At 61.1% G+C, this 25654-nt stretch carries 24 protein-coding genes; 18 read left to right on the top strand and 6 right to left on the bottom strand.

Translation table 11 applies throughout. The features are described 5' to 3' along the window. Window positions 1-66 precede the first annotated feature (66 nt). The 12 genes from ACEN8Z_RS05725 to ACEN8Z_RS05670 all read left to right on the top strand — a co-directional run bounded on the left by ACEN8Z_RS05725 (window position 67) and on the right by ACEN8Z_RS05670 (window position 14942). Window positions 67-1812: a protein-disulfide reductase DsbD gene (locus tag ACEN8Z_RS05725; RefSeq protein ID WP_495597032.1), complete on the top strand. Its 1746-nt coding sequence runs from the start codon at window positions 67-69 to the stop codon at window positions 1810-1812. Between the two features lie 132 nt (window positions 1813-1944). Further along, window positions 1945-2397: a type II 3-dehydroquinate dehydratase gene (gene aroQ, locus ACEN8Z_RS05720; RefSeq protein WP_007994226.1), complete on the top strand. Its 453-nt coding sequence runs from the start codon at window positions 1945-1947 to the stop codon at window positions 2395-2397. A 48-nt stretch (window positions 2398-2445) separates the two neighbouring features. Beyond that, window positions 2446-2910 (top strand): acetyl-CoA carboxylase biotin carboxyl carrier protein, encoded by a 465-nt coding sequence (gene accB / locus ACEN8Z_RS05715; protein WP_007994227.1) that lies wholly within the window; start codon window positions 2446-2448, stop codon window positions 2908-2910. A 17-nt stretch (window positions 2911-2927) separates the two neighbouring features. Beyond that, complete coding sequence (gene accC / locus ACEN8Z_RS05710) at window positions 2928-4286, top strand: acetyl-CoA carboxylase biotin carboxylase subunit (protein ID WP_429366255.1); 1359 nt, start codon at window positions 2928-2930, stop codon at window positions 4284-4286. 308 nt (window positions 4287-4594) lie between these two features. Continuing rightward, window positions 4595-5473 carry a 50S ribosomal protein L11 methyltransferase gene (gene prmA / locus ACEN8Z_RS05705; protein WP_116263067.1) on the top strand — a complete coding sequence of 293 codons (879 nt, stop codon included), beginning with the start codon at window positions 4595-4597 and terminating at the stop codon, window positions 5471-5473. Between the two features lie 30 nt (window positions 5474-5503). After that, window positions 5504-6757 carry a DUF3426 domain-containing protein gene (locus ACEN8Z_RS05700; protein WP_495597031.1) on the top strand — a complete coding sequence of 418 codons (1254 nt, stop codon included), beginning with the start codon at window positions 5504-5506 and terminating at the stop codon, window positions 6755-6757. Window positions 6758-6941: 184 nt separating this feature from the next. After that, window positions 6942-7952: a tRNA dihydrouridine synthase DusB gene (dusB, locus tag ACEN8Z_RS05695; RefSeq protein WP_495597030.1), complete on the top strand. Its 1011-nt coding sequence runs from the start codon at window positions 6942-6944 to the stop codon at window positions 7950-7952. Beyond that, window positions 7949-8269, top strand: coding sequence for a DNA-binding transcriptional regulator Fis (gene fis / locus ACEN8Z_RS05690; RefSeq protein ID WP_007907419.1), 321 nt, complete (start codon window positions 7949-7951; stop codon window positions 8267-8269). Before dusB ends, fis begins: the two co-directional genes overlap by 4 nt. Window positions 8270-8350: 81 nt before the next feature. Beyond that, a complete protein-coding gene (gene purH / locus ACEN8Z_RS05685) occupies window positions 8351-9958 on the top strand; it encodes a bifunctional phosphoribosylaminoimidazolecarboxamide formyltransferase/IMP cyclohydrolase (RefSeq protein ID WP_495597029.1) in 1608 nt (535 codons plus the stop codon). 149 nt (window positions 9959-10107) lie between these two features. Continuing rightward, entirely contained in the window at window positions 10108-11403 is a 1296-nt protein-coding gene (purD, locus tag ACEN8Z_RS05680) for a phosphoribosylamine--glycine ligase (RefSeq protein WP_108230359.1), read from the top strand. Window positions 11404-11502: 99 nt separating this feature from the next. Further along, window positions 11503-14280: a hybrid sensor histidine kinase/response regulator gene (locus tag ACEN8Z_RS05675; RefSeq protein ID WP_495597028.1), complete on the top strand. Its 2778-nt coding sequence runs from the start codon at window positions 11503-11505 to the stop codon at window positions 14278-14280. Window positions 14281-14345: 65 nt separating this feature from the next. Further along, window positions 14346-14942, top strand: a complete 597-nt coding sequence (locus tag ACEN8Z_RS05670) for a MarC family protein (protein ID WP_007994238.1) — start codon at window positions 14346-14348, stop codon at window positions 14940-14942. An 84-nt stretch (window positions 14943-15026) separates the two neighbouring features. Here ACEN8Z_RS05670 and ACEN8Z_RS05665 read toward each other — a convergent pair whose 3' ends face one another. From ACEN8Z_RS05665 to cobG, 6 genes are all read right to left on the bottom strand, one after another. Then, complete coding sequence (locus ACEN8Z_RS05665; protein WP_495597027.1) at window positions 15027-15578, bottom strand: hypothetical protein; 552 nt, start codon at window positions 15576-15578, stop codon at window positions 15027-15029. 155 nt (window positions 15579-15733) lie between these two features. Then, window positions 15734-16549 (bottom strand): hypothetical protein, encoded by an 816-nt coding sequence (locus ACEN8Z_RS05660; RefSeq protein ID WP_495597026.1) that lies wholly within the window; start codon window positions 16547-16549, stop codon window positions 15734-15736. A 207-nt stretch (window positions 16550-16756) separates the two neighbouring features. Next, window positions 16757-18460, bottom strand: a complete 1704-nt coding sequence (gene cobJ, locus ACEN8Z_RS05655) for a precorrin-3B C(17)-methyltransferase (RefSeq protein WP_495597025.1) — start codon at window positions 18458-18460, stop codon at window positions 16757-16759. Further along, on the bottom strand, window positions 18460-19191 hold the full coding sequence (locus ACEN8Z_RS05650; RefSeq protein ID WP_033063580.1) for a precorrin-2 C(20)-methyltransferase: 732 nt from the start codon (window positions 19189-19191) through the stop codon (window positions 18460-18462). Before ACEN8Z_RS05650 ends, cobJ begins: the two co-directional genes overlap by 1 nt. Next, window positions 19191-19817 (bottom strand): precorrin-8X methylmutase, encoded by a 627-nt coding sequence (locus tag ACEN8Z_RS05645; RefSeq protein WP_007994246.1) that lies wholly within the window; start codon window positions 19815-19817, stop codon window positions 19191-19193. The genes ACEN8Z_RS05650 and ACEN8Z_RS05645 overlap by 1 nt, the downstream gene beginning before the upstream one ends. Continuing rightward, window positions 19810-21132 (bottom strand): precorrin-3B synthase, encoded by a 1323-nt coding sequence (cobG, locus tag ACEN8Z_RS05640; RefSeq protein WP_495597024.1) that lies wholly within the window; start codon window positions 21130-21132, stop codon window positions 19810-19812. The genes ACEN8Z_RS05645 and cobG overlap by 8 nt, the downstream gene beginning before the upstream one ends. 168 nt (window positions 21133-21300) lie before the next feature. Here cobG and cbiE point away from each other — a divergent pair, with 168 nt between their 5' ends. The 6 genes from cbiE to ACEN8Z_RS05610 all read left to right on the top strand — a co-directional run bounded on the left by cbiE (window position 21301) and on the right by ACEN8Z_RS05610 (window position 25612). Further along, entirely contained in the window at window positions 21301-22512 is a 1212-nt protein-coding gene (gene cbiE / locus ACEN8Z_RS05635) for a precorrin-6y C5,15-methyltransferase (decarboxylating) subunit CbiE (protein WP_495597023.1), read from the top strand. Continuing rightward, window positions 22505-23602 carry a cobalt-precorrin-5B (C(1))-methyltransferase gene (locus ACEN8Z_RS05630; RefSeq protein WP_495597022.1) on the top strand — a complete coding sequence of 366 codons (1098 nt, stop codon included), beginning with the start codon at window positions 22505-22507 and terminating at the stop codon, window positions 23600-23602. The genes cbiE and ACEN8Z_RS05630 overlap by 8 nt, the downstream gene beginning before the upstream one ends. Further along, on the top strand, window positions 23599-24315 hold the full coding sequence (locus tag ACEN8Z_RS05625) for a cobalt-precorrin-6A reductase (RefSeq protein ID WP_495597021.1): 717 nt from the start codon (window positions 23599-23601) through the stop codon (window positions 24313-24315). The genes ACEN8Z_RS05630 and ACEN8Z_RS05625 overlap by 4 nt, the downstream gene beginning before the upstream one ends. A gap of 201 nt (window positions 24316-24516) precedes the next feature. Next, window positions 24517-24819, top strand: a complete 303-nt coding sequence (locus tag ACEN8Z_RS05620; RefSeq protein ID WP_495597020.1) for a type II toxin-antitoxin system RelE/ParE family toxin — start codon at window positions 24517-24519, stop codon at window positions 24817-24819. Window positions 24820-24822: 3 nt separating this feature from the next. Continuing rightward, window positions 24823-25113: an addiction module antidote protein gene (locus ACEN8Z_RS05615; RefSeq protein ID WP_007994260.1), complete on the top strand. Its 291-nt coding sequence runs from the start codon at window positions 24823-24825 to the stop codon at window positions 25111-25113. A gap of 100 nt (window positions 25114-25213) precedes the next feature. After that, window positions 25214-25612, top strand: coding sequence for a DUF2946 domain-containing protein (locus ACEN8Z_RS05610; protein WP_495597019.1), 399 nt, complete (start codon window positions 25214-25216; stop codon window positions 25610-25612). The last annotated feature ends 42 nt before the right edge of the window (window positions 25613-25654 follow it).

Genomic DNA, 25654 nt, shown 5'->3' with positions numbered 1-25654 from the left:
ACTCCCCCCTGTACACCGGCCCACTGTCCGCTATCATCCCCCCCAATTCCGATACGCGAGATCGTCATGCGCCGTCTGCTCTGCCTGCTGTTTTTAGTGTTCGCCCTGCCGGCCAGCGCCACCGGCTTGCTGGAGAACCGCCCCAGCTCCACCTTGGGCTCGATCAACAACAGCGCCGATTTCCTGCCGGTGCGCGAAGCCTTCCAACTGAGCCTGGTAGAAAGCACGCCTCAATCGATCAAGCTGCGCTTCGTCGCCACCGAAGGTTATTACCTCTACCGCCACCGTTTTCAGTTTCACGCCGATCCAGCCGATGTTGTCCTCGGCCCGGCAAAACTGCCCGACGGCCAGAAAAAGCACGATGAATACTTCGGCGACGTCGAGGTCTACCACGGCATTCTCGACGTCGAGTTGCCGCGCACCGATCAACGCGCCTTCACCCTGGCCGTGACCTATCAGGGTTGCGCCGACAAAGGCCTGTGCTATCCGCCGGAAACCGAGCGCCTGAGCATCGACGGCAGCGGCGCTCCGGCGCCGGTTTATCCATGGAGCTGGCGCGAACTGGCGTTGTTTTTCCTCGCGGGCCTGGGCCTGACGTTCACGCCCTGCGTGCTGCCCATGCTGCCGATCCTGTCCGGCGTGGTGCTGCGCGGCCAGGTGGGCGGCTGGCGCGGTTTCAATCTGTCGCTGGCCTATGTGCTGCCGATGGCTGCCTGCTTTGCCCTGCTCGGTGCGCTGATGGGGCTGTTCGGTGCCCAGCTCAATCTACAGGCGCGGCTGCAATCGGCCTGGGTGCTGGTGCCGTTCGCGATGTTTTTCGCCGTGTTTGCATTGGCGATGTTCGGTGTATTCGAACTCAAATTGCCGCACGCCATCAGCAGTCGCCTGGACCGCATCGCCGGTCGTACCAAAGGCGGGTCACTGTGGGGCGCCGCGGTGTTGGGCGTGGTCTCCAGCTTGCTGGTTTCACCCTGTGTTTCGGCGCCATTGGCCGGTGCGCTGCTGTACATCAGTGCCAGTGGCGATGCGCTGGGCGGTGGCCTGAAACTGTTCATGCTCGGCCTCGGCATGGGTGCTCCGCTGTTGCTGGTGGCCACCGGTGGTGCAGCCTGGCTGCCGAAAAGCGGCCCGTGGCTGGTCTACGTGAAAAACGCGATAGGCGTGTTGTTGCTCGGGTTGGCCGTCGGGCTGCTCAGCCGCGTCCTTCCGGGTCAGGTCACCTTGCTGCTGATCGGTTTGCTGGCCGGCGGTGTCGGCTTGTTCATGGGGGCGCTGGAGTTCGTCTATAAACCACCGCGCAAACGCCTGGGCCAATTGCTCGGCATGTTTTTGCTGTTTTACGCGCTGGCCTGCTGGTATGGCGCCTTCAGCGGCCAGACCGACCCGCTCAACCCGATTGGCCAGCCCCGCACCGTCGACAACAGCGGCCCCGCGCAAAACATCAGCGCCTGGCAAACCGTCAGCACGCCGGCCGATCTGGACCGCGCACTCGCCGACGCCCGATCATCCGGCACACCGCTGCTGCTCGACTGGTACGCCGACTGGTGCATCAGCTGCAAAGTCATCGAGCATGAGGTGCTGGACGACCCGATCGTCGTCGAACGCCTCAAGGGTTACCGGCTGATCCGCTTCGACATCACCGCCAGCAATGCCGAACAACGCGCGCTGCTCGACCGCTACCACTTGTTCGGTCCTCCAGCGCTGATGTTTTTTGGCAAGGACGGCGTCGAACGTGCCGAGGTGCGAGTGATCGGTGAGATCAACGCCAAAGACTTCGCCGAACGTATTACCAGGGCGAATGACCAAATTTAATCAAGCAGTCATATATTTCGCGCAAACATCGGTCATCGTGCTGGCTATTGCAGAGAACTGGACAGTCACAAAGGCTTTGCGGCATAGTCGCCGGGTTCTGACAACTGCTCACAGAAAATAAAGGAACAGCCGATGGCGACCCTACTGGTTCTGCACGGACCCAACCTGAACTTGCTCGGCACTCGCGAACCGGGCACCTACGGCGCCACGACGCTGGCGCAGATCAACCAGGATCTGGAACGCCGTGCCCGCGAAGCCGGTCACCATTTGCTGCACCTGCAAAGCAATGCCGAGTACGAATTGATCGACCGCATCCACGCTGCCAGCAGCGAAGGCGTGGACTTCATTCTGATCAACCCAGCAGCTTTTACACATACAAGTGTCGCATTACGTGACGCGCTGCTGGCTGTGAGCATCCCATTCATCGAAGTGCATTTGTCTAACGTGCACAAACGCGAACCTTTCCGCCATCACTCTTACTTCTCCGACGTAGCGGTGGGAGTGATCTGCGGCCTTGGCGCCAGCGGTTATCGACTGGCCCTGGAGGCCGCCCTAGAGCAGCTTGAAAGACAGGCAACAGCTTGAACAACAAGCGTTAAACGCCCCTGACCGACCCTTGGGAGTTGATGATTCATGGATATCCGTAAAGTTAAGAAACTGATCGAATTGCTGGAAGAGTCCGGCATCGACGAGCTCGAGATCAAGGAAGGCGAAGAGTCCGTACGCATCAGCCGTCATAGCAAGACCCCGGCTCAGCAGTACTACGCGCCGGCTCCAATGCCTGCTCCGGTTGCCGCGCCTGCCGCTGCCGCCGCTCCGGCTGCCGCTGCTGCACCTGCTGCCGCCGCCGCTCCAGCACTGAACGGTGCCGTTGCCCGTTCGCCGATGGTCGGTACGTTCTATCGCAAGTCTTCGCCAACCTCGCCGTCCTTCGTAGAAGTCGGCCAGACCGTGAAGAAAGGCGACACCCTGTGCATCGTTGAAGCCATGAAGATGATGAACCACATCGAAGCTGAAACCAGCGGTGTGATCGAATCCATCCTCGTCGAAGACGGCCAGCCGGTTGAGTACGACCAACCGCTGTTCACCATCGTTTGAACCGCGGAGAGCCTTTGATGACTGCGAAGTTGGAAAAAGTTCTGATCGCCAACCGCGGTGAGATCGCCCTGCGGATCCTGCGCGCCTGCAAAGAAATGGGCATCAAGACCGTCGCCGTTTACTCCAAGGCTGACAAGGAACTGATGCACCTGGGCCTGGCAGACGAATCCGTCTGCATCGGTCCGGCATCGGCCGCCCACTCCTACCTGCACATTCCGGCAATCATCGCCGCGGCCGAAGTGACTGGCGCCACCGCCATTCACCCGGGCTACGGTTTCCTTGCGGAAAACGCCGACTTCGCCGAACAGGTCGAGAAATCCGGCTTCGCGTTCATTGGCCCGAAAGCCGAAACCATTCGCCTGATGGGCGACAAGGTATCGGCCAAGCACGCCATGATCGCTGCTGGCGTACCGACCGTTCCGGGCTCTGACGGCCCGTTGCCGGAAGACGAAGAAACCGCTCTGCGCATTGGTCGCGAAGTTGGCTACCCGGTGATCATCAAAGCCGCCGGCGGCGGCGGTGGTCGCGGCATGCGCGTTGTACACAAGGAAGAAGACCTGATTTCCTCGGCGAAACTGACCCGCTCCGAAGCGGGTGCAGCGTTCGGCAACCCGATGGTTTATCTGGAAAAATTCCTGACCAACCCACGTCACGTGGAAGTCCAGGTACTTTCCGATGGCCAGGGCCACGCTATCCATCTGGGCGACCGCGACTGCTCGCTGCAGCGCCGTCACCAGAAGGTTCTTGAAGAAGCGCCGGCACCGGGCATCGACGAGAACGCACGTGAGGAAGTCCTCGCACGCTGCGTCAAGGCGTGCATCGACATCGGCTACCGTGGCGCAGGTACTTTCGAGTTCCTGTACGAAAACGGTCGCTTCTACTTCATCGAGATGAACACTCGTGTCCAGGTAGAGCACCCGGTTTCGGAAATGGTCACCGGCATCGACATCGTCAAGGAGATGCTCAGCATCGCCGCCGGCAACAAGCTGTCGTTCACCCAGGATGACGTGGTCATCCGTGGTCACGCGCTGGAATGCCGGATCAACGCCGAAGACCCGAAAACCTTCATGCCGAGCCCGGGCACGGTCAAGCATTTCCACGCCCCAGGCGGCAACGGCGTTCGCGTCGACTCGCACCTGTACAGTGGCTATGCCGTTCCGCCGAACTACGATTCGTTGATCGGCAAGCTGATCACCTACGGCGCAACCCGCGACGAAGCCATGGCGCGCATGCGCAATGCGCTGGACGAAATCGTGGTCGACGGGATCAAGACCAACATCCCGCTGCACCGCGACCTGACCCGCGACGAAGGCTTCTGCAAAGGGGGGGTGAACATTCACTACCTCGAGCACAAGCTGGCTGGCGAAAAGCACTAAGCTTTAGCTGGCACAAAACAAAGCCGCCTTCGGGCGGCTTTGTTGTATCTGGACATTGCAACAACCCATGTAGCAGCTGGCGAAGCCTGCGTTCGGCTGCGCAGCAGTCGTGAATCCAGTCGATGCGGTGTGTCAGGAGGGTCGTGCGCTCAGGTTTTACGACTGCTGCGCAGCCGAACGCAGGCTTCGCCAGCTGCTACAAGCGGCATCACAGCGAGCCACTCCCACAAAAGCCCCGCGCTCGCGTAAACTTGCGCGCTTCTCGCAGCCCGCTAGGCTGCAATCAACATTTTTCAAAGGTGCCCGCCATGCCTTGGCTGCAAGTACGTCTCGCCATCAGCCCAGAACAAGCCGAAACCTATGAAGACGCTTTCCTTGAAGTGGGCGCCGTATCGGTGACCTTCATGGACGCCGAAGATCAGCCGATCTTCGAGCCGGAACTCAACACCACGCCGCTGTGGTCCCACACTCACCTGCTGGCCCTGTTCGAAGGTGGCACCGAGCCCGGCCCGGTACTGGCCCATCTGGAGCTGTTGACCGGCAGTCCGCTGCCCGAGCACCACAGCGAAGTGATCGAAGACCAGGACTGGGAACGCAGCTGGATGGACAATTTCCAGCCAATGCGTTTCGGCCAGCGCCTGTGGATCGTGCCGAGCTGGCACGCCGCGCCGGAACCGGATGCCGTGAATTTGCTGCTGGACCCGGGCCTGGCGTTCGGCACCGGCACCCACCCGACCACCGCGTTGTGCCTGGAATGGCTCGACGGCCAGGACCTGAAGGACTGCAACGTGCTGGACTTCGGCTGCGGCTCGGGGATTCTGGCGATTGCCGCGCTGTTGCTGGGCGCCAAGGAGGCCGTGGGCACCGACATCGACGTGCAGGCGCTGGAAGCCTCTCGCGACAACGCCGGGCGCAACAACATCGCCGAACACCTGTTCCCGCTGTACCTGCCAGAAGATTTGCCGCAAGTGCAGGCCGACGTGCTGGTGGCCAACATTCTCGCCGGCCCGCTGGTTTCCCTGGCGCCGCAGCTGTCCGGCCTGGTCAAGTCCGGCGGGCGCCTGGCGCTGTCGGGCATCCTCGCCGAACAGGGCAATGAAGTCGCCGCTGCTTATGCCAAGGACTTCGATCTGGATCCGATCGCCAATCGCGATGGTTGGGTGCGCATCACTGGCCGTCGGCGCTAGAATGGCTGCCTGCATAATCCGGATCGCCGCATGACCGATAGCTTCGTCACCCAGTGCCCGCATTGCCAAACCAGCTTCCGCGTCAGCCATGCCCAGTTGAGCGTGGCTCGCGGGGTGGTTCGTTGCGGCTCCTGCCTGCAGGTGTTCAATGCCGCCAGGCAGTTGCTCGAGCAGGCCGGCAAGGAACCACCGGTAGCGACGCCGCTCCCGCCTGTACAGCCTGCCCAGCCCCTCGAACCATCGCCGCCGCGCGCCATCAGCCAAAAGCAATGGAGCGCGACCGAGCTGGATCTGGACAGTCTCGACCTCGACGAAGAACTCGCCCGGCTCGAACAGCGGGAAATCCAGCCCGCCACCGAACTCGGCCGCCATCGCGACGACTCGCTGAGCGCCCGTCGCGACAGCACCGGGCAGGATGACGAAGAGCCATGGTCCGACAGCCTGTTCAGTGAGTCGGCGGCCGATCGTGCGCAAGTCGACGAACCGTTCGACAGCCTTGAATCGCCAGAGCCAACGGTCGAACCGGGCAAAGCCTCGCGCACCGAACCTTCGTTGTCTCTGGAGCCGGTTGATCTCGACGACGAACTGCAACCACCCCATTTGCGCCTGCACGACCCACTCGATGCGCCACTGAGCCACGAACGCCTGTCGGCCGCCGACGAGAACGAATCCGACGACGACCTGCCCTCGATCGAACCGCTGCGCAAGCGACGCGAACGCAGTGAGCCGGGCGTGCGTGCCGAAGTGCTGCAAGACCTGACCGACGACCCGCTGCAACTGGACTGGCAAAAACGCCGCTCGCCCTGGGGGCGGCGGCTGCTGTGGTTGCTGCTGGTGCTGATTGCCGCTGGCGCCCTCGCCGGCCAGTACATTGCCTACCATTTCGACGAACTTGCGCGACAGGATCAATATCGTCCGTGGTTCCAGCAACTGTGCCCGCAAATCGGCTGCACCGTGCCCTCCAAGGTCGACATCGCGAAAATCAAAAGCAGCAACCTGGTGGTGCGCAGCCATCCCGACTTCAATGGCGCACTGGTGGTCGATGCGATCATCTATAACCGCGCGCCCTTCTCCCAGCCCTTCCCGCTGCTGGAACTGCGCTTCGCCGACCTCAATGGCCACCTGATCGCCAGTCGCCGCTTCAAACCCGGCGAGTACCTCAATGGCGATCTCGAAGGCATGGCGGAAATGCCTCCGCAAACGCCAATCCACATCGCCCTGGACATTCTCGACCCTGGTGCCAAGGCCGTGAACTACAGTCTGAGCTTTCACTCTCCGGAGTGAAACGCTTGATCGCTCCCGGATTAACGTCGGCTTTCTGACGCCCCCAGGCAAACCAAACCACGGGCAATAACAGAATAACTGTTCAGAATTTGTTCAATTCAGCCTTTATCCAGTCATCGAGAGCGGGTATCATGCCAACCCTTTTTCGAACTCTAATGATCCGGCCCCACAACAGGGAAGTCCTATGTCGGCGGTACGCATCGGCCCATACACATTACATAACAGCTTGATTCTCGCCCCCATGGCGGGTGTCACCGACCAGCCCTTTCGTCAGCTGTGCAAGCGCTTGGGCGCGGGATTGGTCGTCTCGGAAATGGTCACCAGCGACATGAGTTTGTGGAACACCCGCAAATCGCGCATGCGCATGATCCACGAAGGTGATCCCGAGCCACGCTCGGTACAGATCGCCGGTGGAGACGCGCAGATGCTGGCGGACGCCGCCCGTGCCAACGTTGAAATGGGCGCGCAGATTATTGATATCAACATGGGCTGTCCGGCCAAGAAAGTCTGCAACAAGGCTGCCGGTTCCGCACTGTTGAAAGATGAAGCCCTGGTAACCGAGATCCTGCAGGCCGTCGTGGCTGCGGTCGATGTGCCGGTTACCCTGAAGATCCGGACCGGCTGGGACCGGGACAACAAGAACGGCCTGACGGTGGCGAAGATTGCCGAACAGGCAGGCATTACGGCGCTGGCGGTGCATGGCCGCACCCGTGCCGACCTGTACACAGGTGTTGCCGAATACGACACCATTGCCGCGATCAAGCAGGCGGTGTCGATTCCGGTCTTCGCCAACGGCGATATCGATTCGCCGGAAAAAGCCCGGTACGTGCTTGACGCGACCGGTGCCGATGGACTGTTGATTGGCCGGGCTGCCCAGGGGCGGCCATGGATTTTTCGCGAGATCGACCATTTCCTGCGTACCGGCGAGAAACTCCCGGCGCTGGAACTGATCGAGGTGGAACGCATTCTGCTAGAGCATCTGGCTGCCCTGCACGCCTTCTATGGTGATGTCATGGGTGTACGCATTGCTCGAAAGCATGTGGGCTGGTATCTCGCAACCCTGCCGGGCGCCAGGGAGTTTCGCGCCCACTTCAATCGTTTGGATGGTACGGATACACAATGCGCCAACGTTCGGGCGTTTTTCGCCGAGCGTTACAAGAGCCTGACAGGGGACGGAGAGTGGGTGGCCGCATGACGATGATGACCGAGACTTTAGTGAGTGGAACAACACCCGTGAGCGACAACGTGAATTTGAAACAGCACCTCAATACGCCAAGCGAAGAAGGCCAGACCCTTCGCGGGAGTGTCGAGAAGGCGCTGCACAATTATTTCGCCCACCTTGAGGGCGCTGCCGTCACGGATGTGTACAACCTGGTGCTCTCCGAAGTCGAGGCTCCCCTGCTCGAGTGCGTGATGAATTACGTCAAGGGCAACCAGACCAAGGCCAGCGAGCTGCTCGGGCTGAACCGGGGCACGCTGCGCAAGAAACTCAAGCAGTACGATTTGCTGTAAGCATTCAATCAAACCAGAAAGGCGCCCGCGTAAAACCGGTCGCCTTTTTTGCTGACTCCTTTGCTTTTGATGGAAATTGAAATGACCGACCAGACTACCCGCCTGCCGATCCGCCGCGCTTTGATCAGCGTTTCCGACAAGACCGGGATCCTCGAATTCGCCAAGGAGCTTGAAGCCCTGGGCGTCGAGATCCTCTCCACCGGCGGGACGTTCAAGCTGCTGCAGGACAACGGCGTTGCCGCAGTGGAAGTCGCGGATTACACCGGTTTCGCAGAAATGATGGACGGCCGGGTGAAGACCCTGCACCCGAAAATCCACGGCGGGATCCTCGGTCGTCGCGGTATCGACGACGCGATCATGAACGAACACGGCATCAAGCCGATCGACCTGGTAGCGGTCAACCTGTACCCGTTCGAAGCCACCATCAGCAAGCCGGGCTGCGACCTGCCGACCGCCATCGAGAACATCGACATCGGCGGCCCGACCATGGTCCGTTCCGCAGCCAAGAACCACAAGGACGTGGCCATCGTGGTCAACGCCAGCGATTACGCCAGCGTCCTGGAAAACCTCAAGGCCGGCGGCCTGACCTACGCTCAGCGTTTCGACCTGATGCTCAAGGCCTTCGAGCACACCGCCGCCTATGACGGCATGATCGCCAACTACATGGGCACCGTGAACCAGGCTGCCGATACCCTCAGCACAGAAAGTCGCAGCGAGTTCCCGCGCACCTTCAACAGCCAGTTCATCAAGGCCCAGGAAATGCGCTACGGCGAGAACCCGCACCAGAGCGCGGCGTTCTACGTGGAAGCCAAGCCTGCCGAAGTCGGCATCGCCACCGCGACCCAACTGCAAGGCAAGGAACTGTCGTACAACAACGTGGCCGACACCGATGCCGCGCTGGAATGCGTGAAGAGCTTCGTCAAGCCGGCTTGCGTGATTGTCAAGCACGCCAACCCGTGCGGCGTGGCTGTCAGCCCTGACGCCGAAGGCGGCATCCGCAAGGCCTACGACCTGGCCTACGCCACCGACACCGAATCCGCCTTCGGCGGCATCATCGCCTTCAACCGCGAACTGGACGCCGAGACCGCCAAGGCCATCGTTGAACGTCAGTTCGTCGAAGTGATCATCGCTCCGTCGGTCAGCGAAGAAGCCCGCGCCATCGTCGCCGCCAAAGCCAACGTACGCCTGCTGGCTTGCGGCGAATGGTCGGCTGACCGCGCTGCTGCCTGGGACTACAAGCGCGTCAACGGTGGCCTGCTGGTACAGAGCCGCGACATCGGCATGATTGGCGCCGACGACCTGAAAGTGGTGACCAAGCGCGCACCGAGCGAGCAGGAAGTCCACGACCTGATCTTCGCCTGGAAAGTCGCCAAGTACGTGAAGTCCAACGCCATCGTCTACGCCAAGAATCGCCAGACCATCGGTGTCGGCGCCGGCCAGATGAGCCGCGTGAACTCGGCGCGTATCGCCGCGATCAAGGCAGAACATGCCGGCTTGCAGGTAGCCGGTTCGGTGATGGCTTCCGACGCATTCTTCCCGTTCCGCGACGGTCTGGACAATGCGGCCAAGGCGGGCGTGACTGCAGTGATCCAGCCAGGCGGTTCGATGCGTGATGCTGAAGTGATTGCTGCTGCCGACGAAGCCGGTATCGCCATGGTCTTTACGGGCATGCGCCACTTCCGTCACTGACAGCACAGCATTCCCCTGTAGGAGCGAGCTTGCTCGCGAAGAACGACTAGACGCCACAGTGTTTCAGACACCCCGCGTTATCGTTAACCACCATCGCGAGCAAGCTCGCTCCTACAGTTCCCAGATTTGCGTCATCCGAGGTTTTTGAAATGAATGTTTTGATCATTGGCAGCGGTGGCCGTGAACACGCCCTGGCCTGGAAAGTGGCTCAGGATCCGCGCGTACAGAAGGTGTTCGTGGCTCCGGGCAACGCCGGTACCGCCATCGAAGCCAAGTGCGAGAACGTCGCCATCGACGTACTGGCGCTTGAGCAACTGGCAGACTTTGCCGAGAAAAACGTTTCCCTGACCATCGTTGGCCCTGAAGTGCCGCTGGTTGCCGGTGTTGTGGATCTGTTCCGCAGCCGTGGCCTCGATTGCTTCGGTCCGACCGCTGGCGCGGCACAGCTTGAAGGTTCGAAAGCCTTCACCAAGGACTTCCTGGCTCGCCACAAGATCCCGACTGCCGACTACCAGAATTTCACCGAAATCGAACCGGCCCTCGCTTACCTGCGTGAAAAAGGCGCCCCGATCGTGATCAAGGCCGATGGCCTGGCTGCCGGTAAAGGCGTGATCGTCGCCATGACCCTGGCCGAAGCCGAAGACGCCGTGCGCGACATGCTGGCGGGCAATGCCTTTGGCGATGCGGGTTCGCGCGTGGTCATCGAAGAGTTCCTGGACGGCGAAGAAGCCAGCTTCATCGTCATGGTCGACGGCAAGAACGTGCTGCCGATGGCCACCAGCCAGGACCACAAACGCGTCGGTGACGGCGACACCGGCCCGAACACCGGCGGCATGGGTGCTTACTCCCCGGCGCCAGTGGTCACCGCCGAAGTGCACAAGCGTGTCATGGACCTGGTGATCTGGCCGACCGTGCGCGGCATGGCCGAGGAAGGCAACGTCTATACTGGTTTCCTGTACGCCGGCCTGATGATCGACAAGGCTGGTAACCCAAAAGTCATCGAGTTCAACTGCCGCTTCGGCGACCCTGAGACCCAGCCGGTGATGCTGCGCCTGCAGTCGAGCCTGGTGCTGCTGGTCGAGGCCGCCCTGGCCCAGGCGCTGGACAAAGTAGAAGCGCAATGGGATCCACGCCCTAGCGTCGGCATCGTCCTGGCCGCTGGCGGCTATCCTGGTGACTACGCCAAAGGCGCAGCCATCAAGGGGCTGGATGCAGCCGCCGCACTGGAAGGCAAGGTTTTCCACGCCGGCACTGCGCTCAAGGACGGTCAAGTCGTAACGGCCGGTGGTCGGGTGTTGTGCGCCACAGCCATGGGTGCCAGCGTCGACGCTGCACAGCAGCAGGCCTACAAGCTGGCGGCTACGATTGACTGGGAAGGCTGTTTCTATCGCAAGGACATTGGCTACCGCGCCATTGCCCGCGAGCGCGGCGAGAGTCAGGAATAAGGTAAACACCACGCCAGGCAGGGATTGCGATTCCTTGCCTGGCTATTCCGGCGCCGCGCATCGTTATACTCTGGCATCAACCGAAGAAGGGATTTCGCCGTGCGCTGGCTCAGGATTGCCATAAGCTTAACCGTCACGCTGTTGACCTTGCTCTGCATGCTACCGGCCCAGGCCGCGCAAGGCAGTGGCTGGGCGGTATTGCTTGACGAACAGGGTGACCTGCAACTGAGCGATATCCGTTCCGCTCGTTACACCAATCAATTCAGCCCCATCGAACTCGACCGCATTACCGCGGCCGAACCCGATGGCGCGTTATGGCTGCGATTCAGGCTTGCACCCGGCAAACACGAACAATTGCTGCGGGTGTTCGCGCCTGACCTGCGCCAGTTCAGCATGTACGTACTGGACGGCGACAGGCTGATCGAGCAATCCAGCACAGGCAACGAACAGCCCCAATCCGAGCGTCCATTACCCAGCAGCGACCTCATGCTGGCCCTGCCGCAAAGCGACAGCTCCCTGGACGTCTACCTGCGACTGGCCTCCGACCACCAGTTACGACCCTACATCACCCTGCAATCGGCGGTCATCGCGGCTGCCAACCAGAATCAGACGCTGATCTATGGCCTGCTGTTCGGTTGCATCGCCATGCTGATCCTGCACAACCTCATCCGCTACGCCTATACCCGCTCGCACAGCGCCCTCTGGCTGGCAGCGTGCGAAGGGCTGTTGATGCTCAGCCTGCTGCTGTTGCTGAACCTCGCCGGCCCCTGGCTACCGGACTGGCACACAGTGCAAACGCCGGGGGCTTACCTGGCATTGCTGCTGACTGCGCCCGGCGGCCTGATGCTCGCCTATCGCTTCTTCTCCCCGCTCGGGCCGCATCCGCTGAACCGGTTGCTGCTCGGCGAGGTCCTGCTCATCACCGCCTGCGGCCTGATGCTGCTGTTCGTCAATACCTTGCCGCTGAACTTCATTACCTACGGTCTGGTGGCCCTGGCAGGCCTGACCATGCTGTTCGTCAGCGCCTATCACTGGCAAAAAGGTTATCGCCCGGCTCGCCTCTTCGTGGCAGCCATGGTGGTGTTCAACCTCGGGACACTGGTCATCCTGCCCGCCCTGTTGGGGCTGACCCTGATCGAACCCCATGGTCTGATCACTACATTGCTGGTGCTCATCTGCATCAGCGGCCTGCTGATGAGCATTGCGTTGAGCGAGCGCCAGCGCCGCATCATGGAAGACCGTTTCAGCATCAGTCGCGACCTGGCGGCCAGCAACGCCGAGATCAACGCCAAGGCCGAGTTCCTGGCAAAGATCAGCCATGAGATCCGCACCCCGATGAATGGCGTCCTCGGCATGACCGAGCTGCTGCTGGGCACGCCGCTGTCGGTCAAGCAACGCGACTATGTGCAGACGATCCACAGCGCCGGCAACGAGCTGCTGACACTGATCAACGAAATTCTCGACATTTCCAGACTCGAGTCCGGGCAGATCGAACTGGACGATGTGCAGTTCGACCTCAACGCACTGATCGAAGACTGCCTGAGCATCTTCCGCGCCAAGGCCGAGCAGCAAAACGTCGAGTTGATCAGCTTCATCCAGCCACAGGTGCCGCGGGTGATCAGCGGTGATCCGACACGTCTGCGCCAGACGCTGTTGAGCCTGCTTGAAAACGCCCTGAAAAAAACCGATGAAGGCGAAATCCTGATCGTCGTGGCGCTCGACGAGCGCAACACCAAACCACGCCTGCGTATCGCCGTGCAGGACAGCGGCGAGCCCATGGAAGCCGAAGAGCGCGACGCTCTGATGCACGCCGAACTGCACAGCCGGCATTTTCTTTCGGCCACCCACCTGGGCGGCAACCTGGGGCTGGTGATTGCCCGCCAACTGATCCGCTTGATGCAGGGAGAATTCGGGATCAAGAGTGGCAGCAACCAGGGCAGCACCCTGTGGTTGACCCTGCCACTGGACCCGGATCGCCTCGAACACCCGACCTCCGATCTCGACGGCCCGCTGCAAGGTGCTCGGGTATTGGTGGTGGACGACAACGACACCTGCCGCAAGGTGCTGGTGCAGCAATGCAGCGCCTGGGGCCTGAACGTCAGCGCCGCGCCTTCCGGCAAGGAAGCGCTGGCACTGCTGCGCACCAAGGCTCATTTGCGCGATTACTTCGATGTGGTCCTGCTGGACCAGAACATGCCCGGCATGACCGGCATGCAACTGGCGGCCAAAATCAAGGAAGACCCGAGCCTGAACCATGACATCCTGCTGATCATGCTCACCGGCATCAGCAATGCGCCGAGCAAGATCATCGCGCGCAACTCCGGGATCAAGCGCATCCTCGCCAAACCGGTGGCCGGCTACACCCTCAAGACCACCCTCGCCGACGAGCTGACCCAACGCAACAAAGGTCTCGTCGCCACCCACCCAGTGCAAAGCGGACCGGCTCTGCCGATCAAGGTCCCCTGCGACTTCCGCATTCTGGTGGCCGAAGACAACAGCATTTCGACCAAGGTGATCCGCGGCATGCTGAGCAAGCTCAACCTGCAACCGGATACCGCCTGCAACGGCGAAGAAGCCTTGCAGGCGATGAAGGCCCAACGCTACGACCTGGTGTTGATGGACTGCGAAATGCCAATCCTCGACGGCTTCTCGGCCACCCAGCAATTGCGTGCCTGGGAAGTCAGCAACCAGCGGGTCCGTACCCCCGTGGTGGCATTGACCGCCCATATCCTGGCCGAACACAAAGAGCGTGCGCGCCAGGCCGGCATGGACGGACACATGGCCAAACCGGTCGAACTGTCGCAGTTGCGCGAATTGATCGAACACTGGGTCGCCCAGCGTGACCAGCAGAATCGCGCAACGACCCAAACGTCCTGAGCCGACAGACTACGCAACCCCTGATAGACTCCCCCTCGACTTCCCTCGCCAGTGAGCCCGGCACCATGCTCCATGAGTTGTTCAGCGTTTACCTGAAGATGCTGGTGCTCTACAGCCCATTCTTCGTGTTGTCCTGCTTCATCAGCCTGACCCGTGGTTATTCGCGCAAGGAACAGCGGCGGCTGGCCTGGAAAGTAGCGGTCGCTACCCTGGTCTCCAGCGTTCTGCTGTACTTGTTCGGCCGAGTGATTTTCAGTGTTTTCGGCATTACCGTGGACGCATTCCGCATTGGCGCCGGTAGCGTCCTGTTCATCTCGGCGCTGGGGATGGCACAAGGCAAATCGGCGGTACAGACCGACAACGTGCAGCAGGATGTCACTATCGTCCCGCTGACCATCCCGCTGACCGTCGGCCCCGGCACCATAGGTGCCTTGCTCGTGATGGGCGTGAGCCAGCCGCACTGGGACGACAAGCTCACCGCCATTGTCAGCATTGCCCTGGCCAGCTTCACCGTGGGGGTGGTGCTTTATCTGTCCAGCCGCATCGAACGCATACTCGGCGACCAGGGCTTGCAGATCGTCAGCAGGTTGATGGGACTGTTCGTGTGTGCACTGGCGGCGCAGATTATCTTCACCGGGGTCAGGGGCTATCTGGTGCCTTGAAGCGGCGGCTTGCCCGAACCCGAAAACAAGGCCCTGTGCATCAATCACAGGGCCTTGCCGTTTATGACGTGCAAAGCCTTTCAGTCAGGACTGGAGTTTGCGCACGAACACCTTGTTTGAATAAGCTTCGATTTTCTCGTGGACCCGTTTACGGTAGTTTTCAAACGCCCGTCGGTCGAACACGAACACCCCGCCATTGGGAATGATCACCAGCTCTCGATCGAATTCGCGCCACAGGAAAAAGTCGCTTTCAATCACGGTCGCGCTGTAGCGCAAGCCCAGCAGGCAGACGACCACCTCACCCGAGGCGAGCCGCTCGCAAGGCGCGCACTTGAGGATACCCGAGCCGCCATTGGCAACATTGCCGCGAAAGAAGTCCCAGGCAAACTCATCCAGCCGCAACGCCTGATAGGTGTCCTCGAGGAGCTGGCTCAAGCGCTCCACGCCCAAGCGGCCAATCATGCTGTAACTGGCGCCAAGCAATTGTCGGACACTCGTGACCCGGATCGGATCGGCCGGAACGATGGTCTTGAGCCTGTATCCCGCCTTGAGCAATCGCCCTTGAAAATAATCGAACCAGACCTTCCTCGACACTTGGTCCGGGTATTTCTCATTGGCCGCCAGTTCCGCGTACAACAGGCAGTCCTGTATATCCTCTTGGTCTTGCGAGCTTACCTGTTGGGTAAAGGACAACAGGCAACCACCCACTACAACAGCATTAACAGACGCAGGCATATTTACCCCATACAGTCAGTGCTTTAATCGGTTACATCGATCAAAGCCTATCCGACTTATTGACCAGTCAATTGTTTGAAAAGACCATCGGCAAATTGGTCGTTATAGGCATACATCATATTTTTCTTTCGTTCGAATGCACGTCGATTGAAATTGCGCACACCGGCACCCTGGAAAACCTGCAAACCCTGAGTCTTGTAAGTCACAAATAGAAAGTTGCCGTTGTATTCCTTGTCCACCAAGTCCAGGCCTCCCATCAACATGGACATGCCGCCGCTTGGCGTCGTAATGCAAGGCACAGTCTTGAAGCTGACGACGTCGTTTTTCTTGCTGCCGGCATCGACAATCTTCAGTGCGTCCTTATCGCCCTTGAGCTTGCTGAAACCCGACGCCACCAGGTTCAGGACGCTGCTTGCACCACCGGAAACAACGGTCTCAAGCACTTGCAAAATCGCTTCATTCATCGTGATGGTGAGCTGTTTGCTGACGAATTTCTTGTAGGTGAAGCTTCCCGTCACCCAGCCCACCGCCAACAATGCCTCGTTGTACTTCAGGTAGCGGTCTTCGTTGCTGGTTCCATTGGGCAGGCGCCGGACCACCGCTTCGGCAAACTGCTGGCAGTCCAGCGCATCCTGCCTGTCGTCCTCCGAAAGCGCCTGGTCGAACACCACCAGCGAGGGCCCTACTACCGAATCCCCCACACCTTGCACTGACGAATCACGCGATACTGCGCCCAGGATCGAGGTGGAACGCTTGGTCCGCGCCCGTGGCACAACTTTTTCAAGTTCTGCCGCAATGCCTTCGAAATACTTATCCTGCATGGCATCATCAAATGCGACTTGAGCTACTGAGTAATCTTTTATATCGACCATTTAAATCTCCATTTAATCAACAAGCCGCCTCATGCGACCGGCTGAAAACTAAAGCGCGGAGTTGAGTTGGTCAAAGTAAAAACACTCAGAACTTATTTCAGGAGTTATTAGACAATAAAAAGGCCCGCGACAACTTTCGTCAATCGCAGGCCCTATTATCAGTTATTGCCTTGAACATCAGCGACCTTTGAACAAAGCCGCTTGCACTCAGGTGGCTGGCTTGCTTGGGTACCAGCGCGGCGTGTAAACCCAATCACCGCCGCCGACCCGCGGAAAAACACAGGTCAGGGATGAACCGATCAATACCATCGTGCGCATATCGACCTGGTCAGGGGTCAATTGGCCGAGGGTCGTGACGCGCAGTGTCTGACCCGGCCGGCCAATGTCCCGCCCCAACACGACAGGTGTTTGCGGCATACGGTGCCGGGCGACGATTTCAAGCGCCTGGCCCAGTTGCCATGGCCGCGAACGGGAAATCGGGTTGTAGAACGCCAGGGCCAGATCGGCTTGAGCGGCCAGGTCCAGGCGTTTTTCGATGATTGCCCAAGGCTTGAGGTTATCCGACAGCGACAGCACGCAGAAATCATGCCCCAGCGGTGCGCCGGCCTGGGCGGCCGTCGCCAGCGAGGCGGAAACCCCCGGCAGAATCTCGAGATCGACATTATGCCAATGGACGTCGGTGGATTCATGCAGCGCTTCCAGCACCGCCGCAGCCATGGCAAAAACCCCCGGATCCCCCGAAGAAACCACCACCACCGAACGCCCCTGGGCCGCCAGTTCGAAGGCGTGGCGGGCGCGTTGCATCTCTTCGCGGTTGTCGGTGCAATGCAGCACCTGATCGGCGCGAAACGGCCCGGCCATGCGCACGTAGGTTTCGTAACCCAGCACGTCGGTTGCGCGGGCCAGTTCCGCCTTCACGGCCGGCACCATCAATTCGGCGGCGCCCGGCCCGAGGCCGATCACGGCCAGGCGTCCGCGTGGGCGGCCGATCTGCAACGGGTCCAGCGGATGCTCTGCCACCGCAATGGCAACGGTGTCGCTACCCAGCATGGAAACGGGCTGGCCTATGGCAGTACTCAGACGTTCGCCAAGCACCTTCTCAGCGCCGGCAAAACGCAGCGGCACGCCCAATTCAAGCGCCGTTTCGCGCAACCCCGGGCAGGCCATTTCGGTGTCGGGAGCCAACAGGCAGGCCAGCGACTGCATGGCGATTTTTGCCTGATGCAACGCCTCGCGCACCACCCCGGCGACGTTCACCAGACCAGCGTCCACAGCGACCACCACATTGCGCGGGTAGATCAACAATTCGTTGGCCGCGGGTGTCCGTTCGGCATGACTGACATGCACCGCCAATCGGGCCTGTGCATCTTCGGGCAACTGCGCCTGCGCCAGCCACGGGGCCTCACCTTCAATGCGCACCGTTTCGCCAGCCAGCAAATCGGAAACGAAACGCTTGCCCAGTTCCAGATCGCCAAGGGCATAACCGCTGGGCGGGTTGAGCAGGCAAGTGCCGAAACGCAACTCGCCGCTGGTGGTGATCGCCGCCGCGACTTCAAGCGCGGCGGCAATCTCCCGCGCCATTACATTCACCCCGCCGAGACCACCCAGCAGTGGAACCACGGCACTGCCGTCTTCAGCCACCGCCAATACCGGTGGCTCGGCGCCCTTTTCCAGCAACAAGGGAGCCAGCGTGCGGATCACGATCCCGGCCGCGCACAGGGCAATAATTGGAGTGCCCCGTTGATAGAGCTCGCGCAGGGTCGCACCGAACTCGTGATAAACCCGATCCGCGCCTTCGACCCGTTCGGCCAGGCCATGGATCAGGGCTTCGGGGTACACCTGCTGAATGCTGCGTGCGGTAGCGAGGCTGCCATTGCCAAGAATGACAATCGCCGGAACTGGACGGGTCATCAGCCTTGCCACCTTTCACCGGGAACGATGATCAACGAGAAGTACGGCGAGGACATCGGCTCGACCTGATCCAGCGGCACGATCTTCTGATTGGCCATGGTCGCCCGCTCGACGTACAACGCACGCTCGGCCAGGCCGAGTTCTTCCAGCACCTGGCGAACCTTGGGAAAGTTGCGCCCCAGTTTCATGATCACCGCCGCATCGGCATCGGCCAGGCGACGCTTGAGTTCGTCGTGCGGCAGTACACCGGACAACACCGACAGGCTCTGATTGCGATACACCAACGGTGCGCCGAGCACCGAGGCGCCGCCGAGCATCGAGCACACACCGGGCACGACTTCAGCCTGGTAACGCTCGGCGAGCCGGTCGTGCAAGTACATGTAGGAGCCGTAGAAGAACGGATCGCCCTCGCAGATCACCGCCACATCACGACCCGCATCGAGATGCGTGGCCAGTTCGTCGGCAGCGTCATCGTAAAAGTCGCTGATCACTTGCTCGTAGGACAACGGCGCTGGCAAGGCTTCGGTGGTCACCGGGTACACCAGCGGCAACAAATTCTGGGCTTCCTGCAGGTGCGCTTCGATGATGCCGAAGGCGTTGCCCTTCTTGCCCTTGGCCACGAAGTACGCCACCACCGGGGATTCGCGCAGCAAACGCAAGGCCTTGACGGTAATCAGTTCCGGATCACCGGGACCGACGCCGAGGCCGATCAAACGTCCAGGTTGCTGCATCATTCGATCTCCGTGGCGAGGGCATTGACGGCGGCGGCGGCCATGGCGCTACCGCCCAGCCGCCCCTGCATGATGACAAAAGGCACGCCACGGCTGTCCGCCGCCAGCGCTGCCTTGGATTCGGCGGCACCGACGAAGCCTACCGGGAAGCCGAGGATCAGTGCCGGTTTCGGTGCGCCGGCATCCAGCATTTCCAGCAGGTAAAACAGTGCGGTCGGCGCGTTGCCGATCACCACCACGCTGCCTTCCAGATGCGGTCGCCACAACTCCAGTGCGGCAGCGGAACGGGTGTTGCCCAACTCACGGGCGAGGTCCGGAACGCTTTCATCGCGCAGAGTGCAGATCACCTGATTGTTCGCAGGCAACCGCGCGCGGGTCACGCCCTCGGAGACCATTCGCGCATCACACAGGATCGGCGCGCCGGCCGCCAGCGCATCACGCCCGGCCTTGCCTGCGCCTTCGGAAAACTGCAAACCGTCGATGGCCTCGACCATGCCGCAGGCGTGAATCACCCGAACCGCAAGTTTCTCCAGATCGGCCGGAATCCTGTCGAGGTTGGCCTCGGCGCGAATGATCGCGAAGGAGTTGCGATAGATCTCCTGACCGTCGCGGATGTAATCAAGCATCAATGGGGCTCCGTGAGCGGGCGTCGAGCAGGGTCGCGACCGCTTCAATAGTAAGGTTGCGTGCGTGCAGCGCGCCGAAACCCGGCTGCTCTGCATCGCGAAAATAGAGATCGTAGTGACCGGGGGCGACGGCCAGCAATGTGACGGGCGCCGTATGTGCCGCGGCGCAGGAACGCGCGCACCCGCTCAAATGCACACTCGGCGTTTGTCCGTGACGTTGCAGCAATGCAGCCAGTTGCAGGGCATCGCCCTTGGTCTCGGCCAGGCTTTTACCGCAGCCGTTTGAGCCGGTGCAGGCGATCAACCGGGACAATGGCTGATCGGCTTCGCAGTGCAAGCCCAGACATTGCAATTGCCGAATGACCTCAGTGGCGTTTTCCGCGAGGACATTGGGCAATAGCAGGCTTTGCCAGGGCGTGAAGCGCAGACGGCCATCACCGAACTCCCGTGCCAGTTGTGCCACACCCCGCAGCATCGCCGGATCGAGCCGCCCTAGCGGTGGGACAGCCCCCACATAGACAACACCGGATTCGGCCTGGGGATGGGCGCCCATATGCAAATCACTGCCGCCAGAAAGCCGCTGCCAACCGACAACGGCTTGCATCGGAACTCGCTCAGCCAGCCGAAACCGTACGGCCTCGACCGAGTAGTCGGCCAGCAAATGGCGCATCCGCGTCTGCTCGGGGCGCGCCAGTTCAAGGAACAACTCAAGGACCGCGACCACCAGCGCATGCCCGTCAGCGAGTGCAACCGAACCGGCGGGGCTGTCCGTCGGGCATCCCGCCAGACCGAACGCCAGCCGTTGCTCTCCGTCCTGATCAAACGCCGAGAGCCACAGGTCATGGGGATGTTCGAGCATCGTCAGGTCTTCACCGCCATCAAGCTGCACGGCGAACTTGGCACTGAGGTCGTGAAAAGCTTCGTGGCTTTGCAGTGTGGCGAGGATCTGCCCGGCCAGCGGCCGAGTGTCGAACAGCATGCGCCGATCGATCCCGGCACCTGGGCTGAGCATCAAATTACGCACATCGTCGCCAGCCGCCGTGCGCGGTCCCAGATCGGCGGCCAGCAGGCTGTCGATCAACGCCGCTTGCTCGTTGCCAATGCCGCGGATCTGCAGGTTGGCCCGGTTGGTCGCCTCGATCGCTCCGCTGGCGTAACGCTCGGCTGCAGTCGCCACGGCCTCGGCTTGAGCGCTGCTGATCGAACCACCGTTCAACTTGATCCGGCAGATGCCGCCATCCAGCGCCGACACAATACGCAGCAACCCCGGGCAAGCCGAGGGGCGTAAGGCAGCGGACAGCGGACGTTCGTTCAAGGCGGACCCGTTCAGGTGGCGAGGCGATTCACGGCGAAAGTGCGCGGTATTATGCCTGCTTTACTTCGCTGCATGAAAAGACTCCGGTCGGGAAGAGAAGGCAGTCAGCTCAAGGAACCCGCGCTATCATGCCGCCCAACAACGTTGAACGCGGGATTGAGGAACGGCATGACACCCTGGCTGACGGTAGTAGGCATCGGCGAAGACGGATTCAAGGGCCTGGGCAAGAACGCCCGGCATGCATTGTTGCGCGCATCGAAGATCTTTGGCGGCCAGCGGCATCTGGATCTGCTCCCGCCGTGCATACGCGGCGAGCGCCAGCCTTGGCCGAGCCCCTTTTGCCTTGAGTCGCTGCTGTCACTGCGTGGCGAACCCGTTTGCGTCCTGGCCAGTGGCGACCCCATGTTCTTTGGCGTCGGCGCCAGCCTCGCCCGGCAACTCCCCGCGGCCGAGATGCTGACGCTTCCTGCGCCGTCCTCTTGCTCGCTGGCCGCTGCGCGAATGGGTTGGCCCTTGCAGGATGTGGTCACACTCTCGGTGGTGGCCCGGCCTGTCGCCGCACTCAACGCGCAATTGTTCAGCGGCGTGCGCTTGCTGGTATTGAGCAACGACGGCCGCAGCCCCGCCGCCATCGCGGCACTGTTGCGCGAACGTGGCTTCGGCCCCAGCCGTCTCAGCGTCCTGGAACACCTGGGCGGTGAATCCGAGCGGCGCGTCGACGGTATCGCCGCCGACTGGAGCGATCCGCCGATCGCCGACCTGAACCTGATTGCCATTGACTGCATCGCAGAGCCGGATACACCGCGCCTGTCACGACTGGCCGGCCTGCCGGACTCGGCCTTCCAGCATGACGGCCAACTGACCAAACGCGATGTGCGCGCCATCACCCTCGCACGCCTGGCCCCGATCCCCGGCGAACTGTTGTGGGACGTCGGCGCCGGCAGCGGTTCGATCGGCATCGAATGGATGCGCGCCCACCCCAGTTGCCGCGCCCTGGCCATCGAGGCGGATGACGGCCGACAAGCGTTGATCGAACACAACCGCGATGCCCTTGGCGTTCCCGGCCTGCAATTGATTCGCGGCAGTGCGCCGCAGGCCCTGACCGGGCTGGAGCGACCGGATGCGATTTTCATTGGCGGCGGAGTCACCCGCGAAGGCGTGCTCGATACTTGCTGGGCCAAACTCAAGCCCGGTGGCCGGCTGATTGCCAACGCAGTCACCCTGCAAAGTGAAATGACCCTGATGGCCTGGCGCGAGCAACACGGCGGGGAGTTGACCCGCATTCATATCGCGCAAGCACAAGCGCTGGGCGACTTCGACACCTGGCGCCAGGCCCTTCCGATTACCTTGCTGGACGTGACGAAACCCTTCGATGCGTGACGAAACCACCGAACAACCCGCCCCCCTGCGCAGTGGCCTGACCACCGGCAGTTGCGCCACGGCCACCAGCCTCGCCGCGGCGCGTCTGCTGCTGGATGGCACAGCGGTCGACGCCGTGGAAATCGTGTTGCCCAAGGGCAAACAGGTGCAAATGCGCCTGGAGTTCTGTCGCCTCACCGAGGACGGCGCCGAAGCGGGAACCCTCAAGGACGCCGGCGACGATCCGGACGTGACCCACGGCGCCCTGCTCTACTCCCAGGTGCACCTGAGCGCCGAACCGGGGACTCGTTTCAAGGCCGGTCGCGGTGTCGGCACAGTGACCCGGCCCGGGTTGGTGCTGGGTGTCGGCGAGCCCGCGATCAACCCGGTGCCACGCAAAATGATCAGCGAACACCTGGCCCGACTGGCCGACGAGCTCGGCTACAGCGGTGGTTTCGAGGTGACGATCAATGTCGAGAACGGCGAGGCGCTGGCACTGAAAACCATGAATCCGCGCCTGGGCATTCTTGGCGGTCTGTCGATCCTCGGCACCAGCGGCATCGTCCGGCCGTTTTCCTGTGCGGCCTACATCGCCTCGATCCACCAGGGCATCGACGTGGCGAAAACCAACGGTTACCTGCACATCGCCGCCTGCACTGGCAACGCCAGCGAAGACACCATGCGCCGGGTCTACAACCTGCCGGAAATCGCCCTGATCGAAATGGGCGACTTCGTTGGCGCCGTGCTCAAGCACCTGCGCAAAGTACCGGTGGATAAACTCAGCCTATGCGGTGGTTTCGGCAAGATCAGCAAACTGGCGGCCGGGCACATGGATTTGCACAGTCGTCATTCGAGCATTGACCTGCCGCAACTGGCGTTATGGGCGGCGCAGGTCGGCGCCGATGCGGCGTTGCAGCAGCGCATCCGCGAGGCCAACACCAGCCAGCAGGCACTGGCCATGGCCGCCGCAGCCGGAGTCGCCCTGGGCGATGCCGTCTGTCAGCACGCCCTGGACTTTGCCCGCAGCGTGGTGCCGGCGCAGGTTCAAGTGGAAGTCTTCGCCATCGATCGCCAGGGCGGGATTGTCGGCCATGCAGGCGCTTTCCAATGAAGCGCATCCTCTTGCTCGGCGGTGTGACCGAAGCCCTGGCCATTGCCCGCACGCTGGGGTCACAGCACATCTATAGCCTGGCCGGTATCGGTCGGGTGCCGACGGACCTGCAATGTCAGATCCGCGTGGGAGGTTACGGCGGTGCCGAGGGTCTGGCGCAATTCATTGGCGATGAAGGCATCGATCTGCTGCTCGACGCCACTCACCCCTACGCCGCCCGGATCAGCCAGAACGCCGCGACCGCAGCGCGCTTGAGCGGCGTCCCCTGCTGGGCGCTACGGCGTCCGGCCTGGCAAGCCCAGGCAGGTGATGACTGGCGGGAAGTCAGCGATTGGGCCGAACTGATCGAAGCCCTGAAACCCTTCCGTCGACCACTGTTCACCCTCGGTCGCGAGCCCCTGCAACACCTGGATGAAATCCCCCCGGAGCAATTCTGGACCCTGCGTGCGCTGGACGTGTATCCGGGCAACGAGCGCTGCGAAGTGATCGGCGCACGCGGGCCATTCCTGATCGACGATGAACGCGCGTTGTTCGAACGGCGAAACATCGACGTGCTGATCAGCAAGAACAGTGGCAGCACGGCGACCGAGCCGAAGCTGGAAGTCGCGCGTGAGCGTGGGGTTCCGGTGATTGTCTTGAAGCGGCCGGAATTACCAAGCGTGGCACGGGAGTTTGGCTCGGTGGCAGATATGCTGGATGCCCTATCAGGGTAGGACTATTCCTTAGTCCTGCTAAATCTTGCGATTCCGCTGGCAATATTCTCAGACGAAGCTGGCTATCGACTCTACGGCGTCAATCCTATAGTTCGCCTCCTCCTGAACCAATCAAGCGCCCCCAACATCCACAGGGATAAATGGTCTCGCCCAAGAGAAAGTGCCGCTTGCCACTCTGTATCCCAAGGAATACGATTCAACATGATCGATTTTCAGCGATCCCAAGTATTTGCTGACTGGCTCAATTCGCTGAAGGACACCATTGGCAAAGCTCGAATAATCGCCAGACTCCGGGCAGCCGAGCATGGAAATTTTGGTGATTGTGAATCTGTAGGTACTGCGGTTTATGAGATGCGCGTTCACTACGGCCCAGGCTACAGGATGTACTTCACTCGCAGAGATGAGGTGATTTACTTGCTGTTGATCGGAGGTGACAAGTCGACTCAAAAGCGAGATATCAAACGTGCTATTCAAATGGCACACAATATCGGTAGTGAGGAGTAAATCATGGCCGAACAATTTACCCGTTTTGATGCCGTCGAGTTTCTCAAAACGCCTGAGGAAATGGCAGCCTATCTGGATGCCTGCTTTGAAGAGGATGCCGGAGACGGTGTGCTGATACGTGCAGCGCTCAACGATATCGCCCGAGCAAAAGGCATGACACAAATTGCCCGTGATGCCGGTCTGGGACGCGAGAGTCTTTACAAAGCGCTGAGCAGTAGTGGCAATCCGGAATTCGCGACTATCATGAAAGTTATGAAAGCCTTGGGTCTGCGCTTGCATGCCATCGCTGTCTAATTACGCTGCGACACCAAACCGCACGCCGCTTTTTTACTTATCGGCCCTGATCAGGCTAAATAGCCCGCGCCTGATCGCCCACTCAAACGGATTTTGCCCCATGTCCCGACATCGGCTCGCAATTGCCTGGATAGCCTGCTTCGCAGTGCTGTTCAATTTGCTCGCCATGCCGATGTCCGGAGCGATGGCACAGACGGCGAAGTCACCCGCCGAACAACTGTTGTGGGGTAGTTTCTGCAGCTCCAGCGGCACCAGGATGGTGGCGATTTCCATCGGCGACCTCGAACAGAAAGCCCCGCAAAGCGACGATCACTCCAACATGCAACATTGCTGGTGCTGCTCGGGTTCTGCGCCATTGGTGGCGTTGCCGGGGCATACGCCACAGCTGTATTTCGCGCACTTCGAGTCCAACCGAAGCCTGCCTGCGACCTCTCTCGAAAGCCCGTCACCGCGCCAGCAATGGCCGAGCCTCAACCCCCGCGCTTCCCCTCTGGTGTGATTTTTCTCGCAATTGACCTGCGTTTAAATCGTTCCGGAGAAC

The organism is Pseudomonas sp. Pseusp10 (genome assembly GCF_059492225.1).
Note: the sequence above shows the minus strand (reverse complement) of the source record. Positions and strands in the feature narration are given on the sequence as shown.

Bases quoted from the DNA above. Each gene is read 5' to 3' on its own strand.
- ACEN8Z_RS05725 (WP_495597032.1), top strand. From the start codon at position 67: ATGCGCCGTCTGCTCTGCCTGCTGTTTTTAGTGTTCGCCCTGCCGGCC.
- aroQ (WP_007994226.1), top strand. From the start codon at position 1,945: ATGGCGACCCTACTGGTTCTGCACGGACCCAACCTGAACTTGCTCGGC.
- accB (WP_007994227.1), top strand. From the start codon at position 2,446: ATGGATATCCGTAAAGTTAAGAAACTGATCGAATTGCTGGAAGAGTCC.
- accC (WP_429366255.1), top strand. From the start codon at position 2,928: ATGACTGCGAAGTTGGAAAAAGTTCTGATCGCCAACCGCGGTGAGATC.
- prmA (WP_116263067.1), top strand. From the start codon at position 4,595: ATGCCTTGGCTGCAAGTACGTCTCGCCATCAGCCCAGAACAAGCCGAA.
- ACEN8Z_RS05700 (WP_495597031.1), top strand. From the start codon at position 5,504: ATGACCGATAGCTTCGTCACCCAGTGCCCGCATTGCCAAACCAGCTTC.
- dusB (WP_495597030.1), top strand. From the start codon at position 6,942: ATGTCGGCGGTACGCATCGGCCCATACACATTACATAACAGCTTGATT.
- fis (WP_007907419.1), top strand. From the start codon at position 7,949: ATGACGATGATGACCGAGACTTTAGTGAGTGGAACAACACCCGTGAGC.
- purH (WP_495597029.1), top strand. From the start codon at position 8,351: ATGACCGACCAGACTACCCGCCTGCCGATCCGCCGCGCTTTGATCAGC.
- purD (WP_108230359.1), top strand. From the start codon at position 10,108: ATGAATGTTTTGATCATTGGCAGCGGTGGCCGTGAACACGCCCTGGCC.
- ACEN8Z_RS05670 (WP_007994238.1), top strand. From the start codon at position 14,346: ATGCTCCATGAGTTGTTCAGCGTTTACCTGAAGATGCTGGTGCTCTAC.
- ACEN8Z_RS05660 (WP_495597026.1), bottom strand. From the start codon at position 16,549: ATGGTCGATATAAAAGATTACTCAGTAGCTCAAGTCGCATTTGATGAT.
- cobJ (WP_495597025.1), bottom strand. From the start codon at position 18,460: ATGACCCGTCCAGTTCCGGCGATTGTCATTCTTGGCAATGGCAGCCTC.
- ACEN8Z_RS05650 (WP_033063580.1), bottom strand. From the start codon at position 19,191: ATGCAGCAACCTGGACGTTTGATCGGCCTCGGCGTCGGTCCCGGTGAT.
- ACEN8Z_RS05645 (WP_007994246.1), bottom strand. From the start codon at position 19,817: ATGCTTGATTACATCCGCGACGGTCAGGAGATCTATCGCAACTCCTTC.
- cbiE (WP_495597023.1), top strand. From the start codon at position 21,301: ATGACACCCTGGCTGACGGTAGTAGGCATCGGCGAAGACGGATTCAAG.
- ACEN8Z_RS05630 (WP_495597022.1), top strand. From the start codon at position 22,505: ATGCGTGACGAAACCACCGAACAACCCGCCCCCCTGCGCAGTGGCCTG.
- ACEN8Z_RS05625 (WP_495597021.1), top strand. From the start codon at position 23,599: ATGAAGCGCATCCTCTTGCTCGGCGGTGTGACCGAAGCCCTGGCCATT.
- ACEN8Z_RS05620 (WP_495597020.1), top strand. From the start codon at position 24,517: ATGATCGATTTTCAGCGATCCCAAGTATTTGCTGACTGGCTCAATTCG.
- ACEN8Z_RS05615 (WP_007994260.1), top strand. From the start codon at position 24,823: ATGGCCGAACAATTTACCCGTTTTGATGCCGTCGAGTTTCTCAAAACG.
- ACEN8Z_RS05610 (WP_495597019.1), top strand. From the start codon at position 25,214: ATGTCCCGACATCGGCTCGCAATTGCCTGGATAGCCTGCTTCGCAGTG.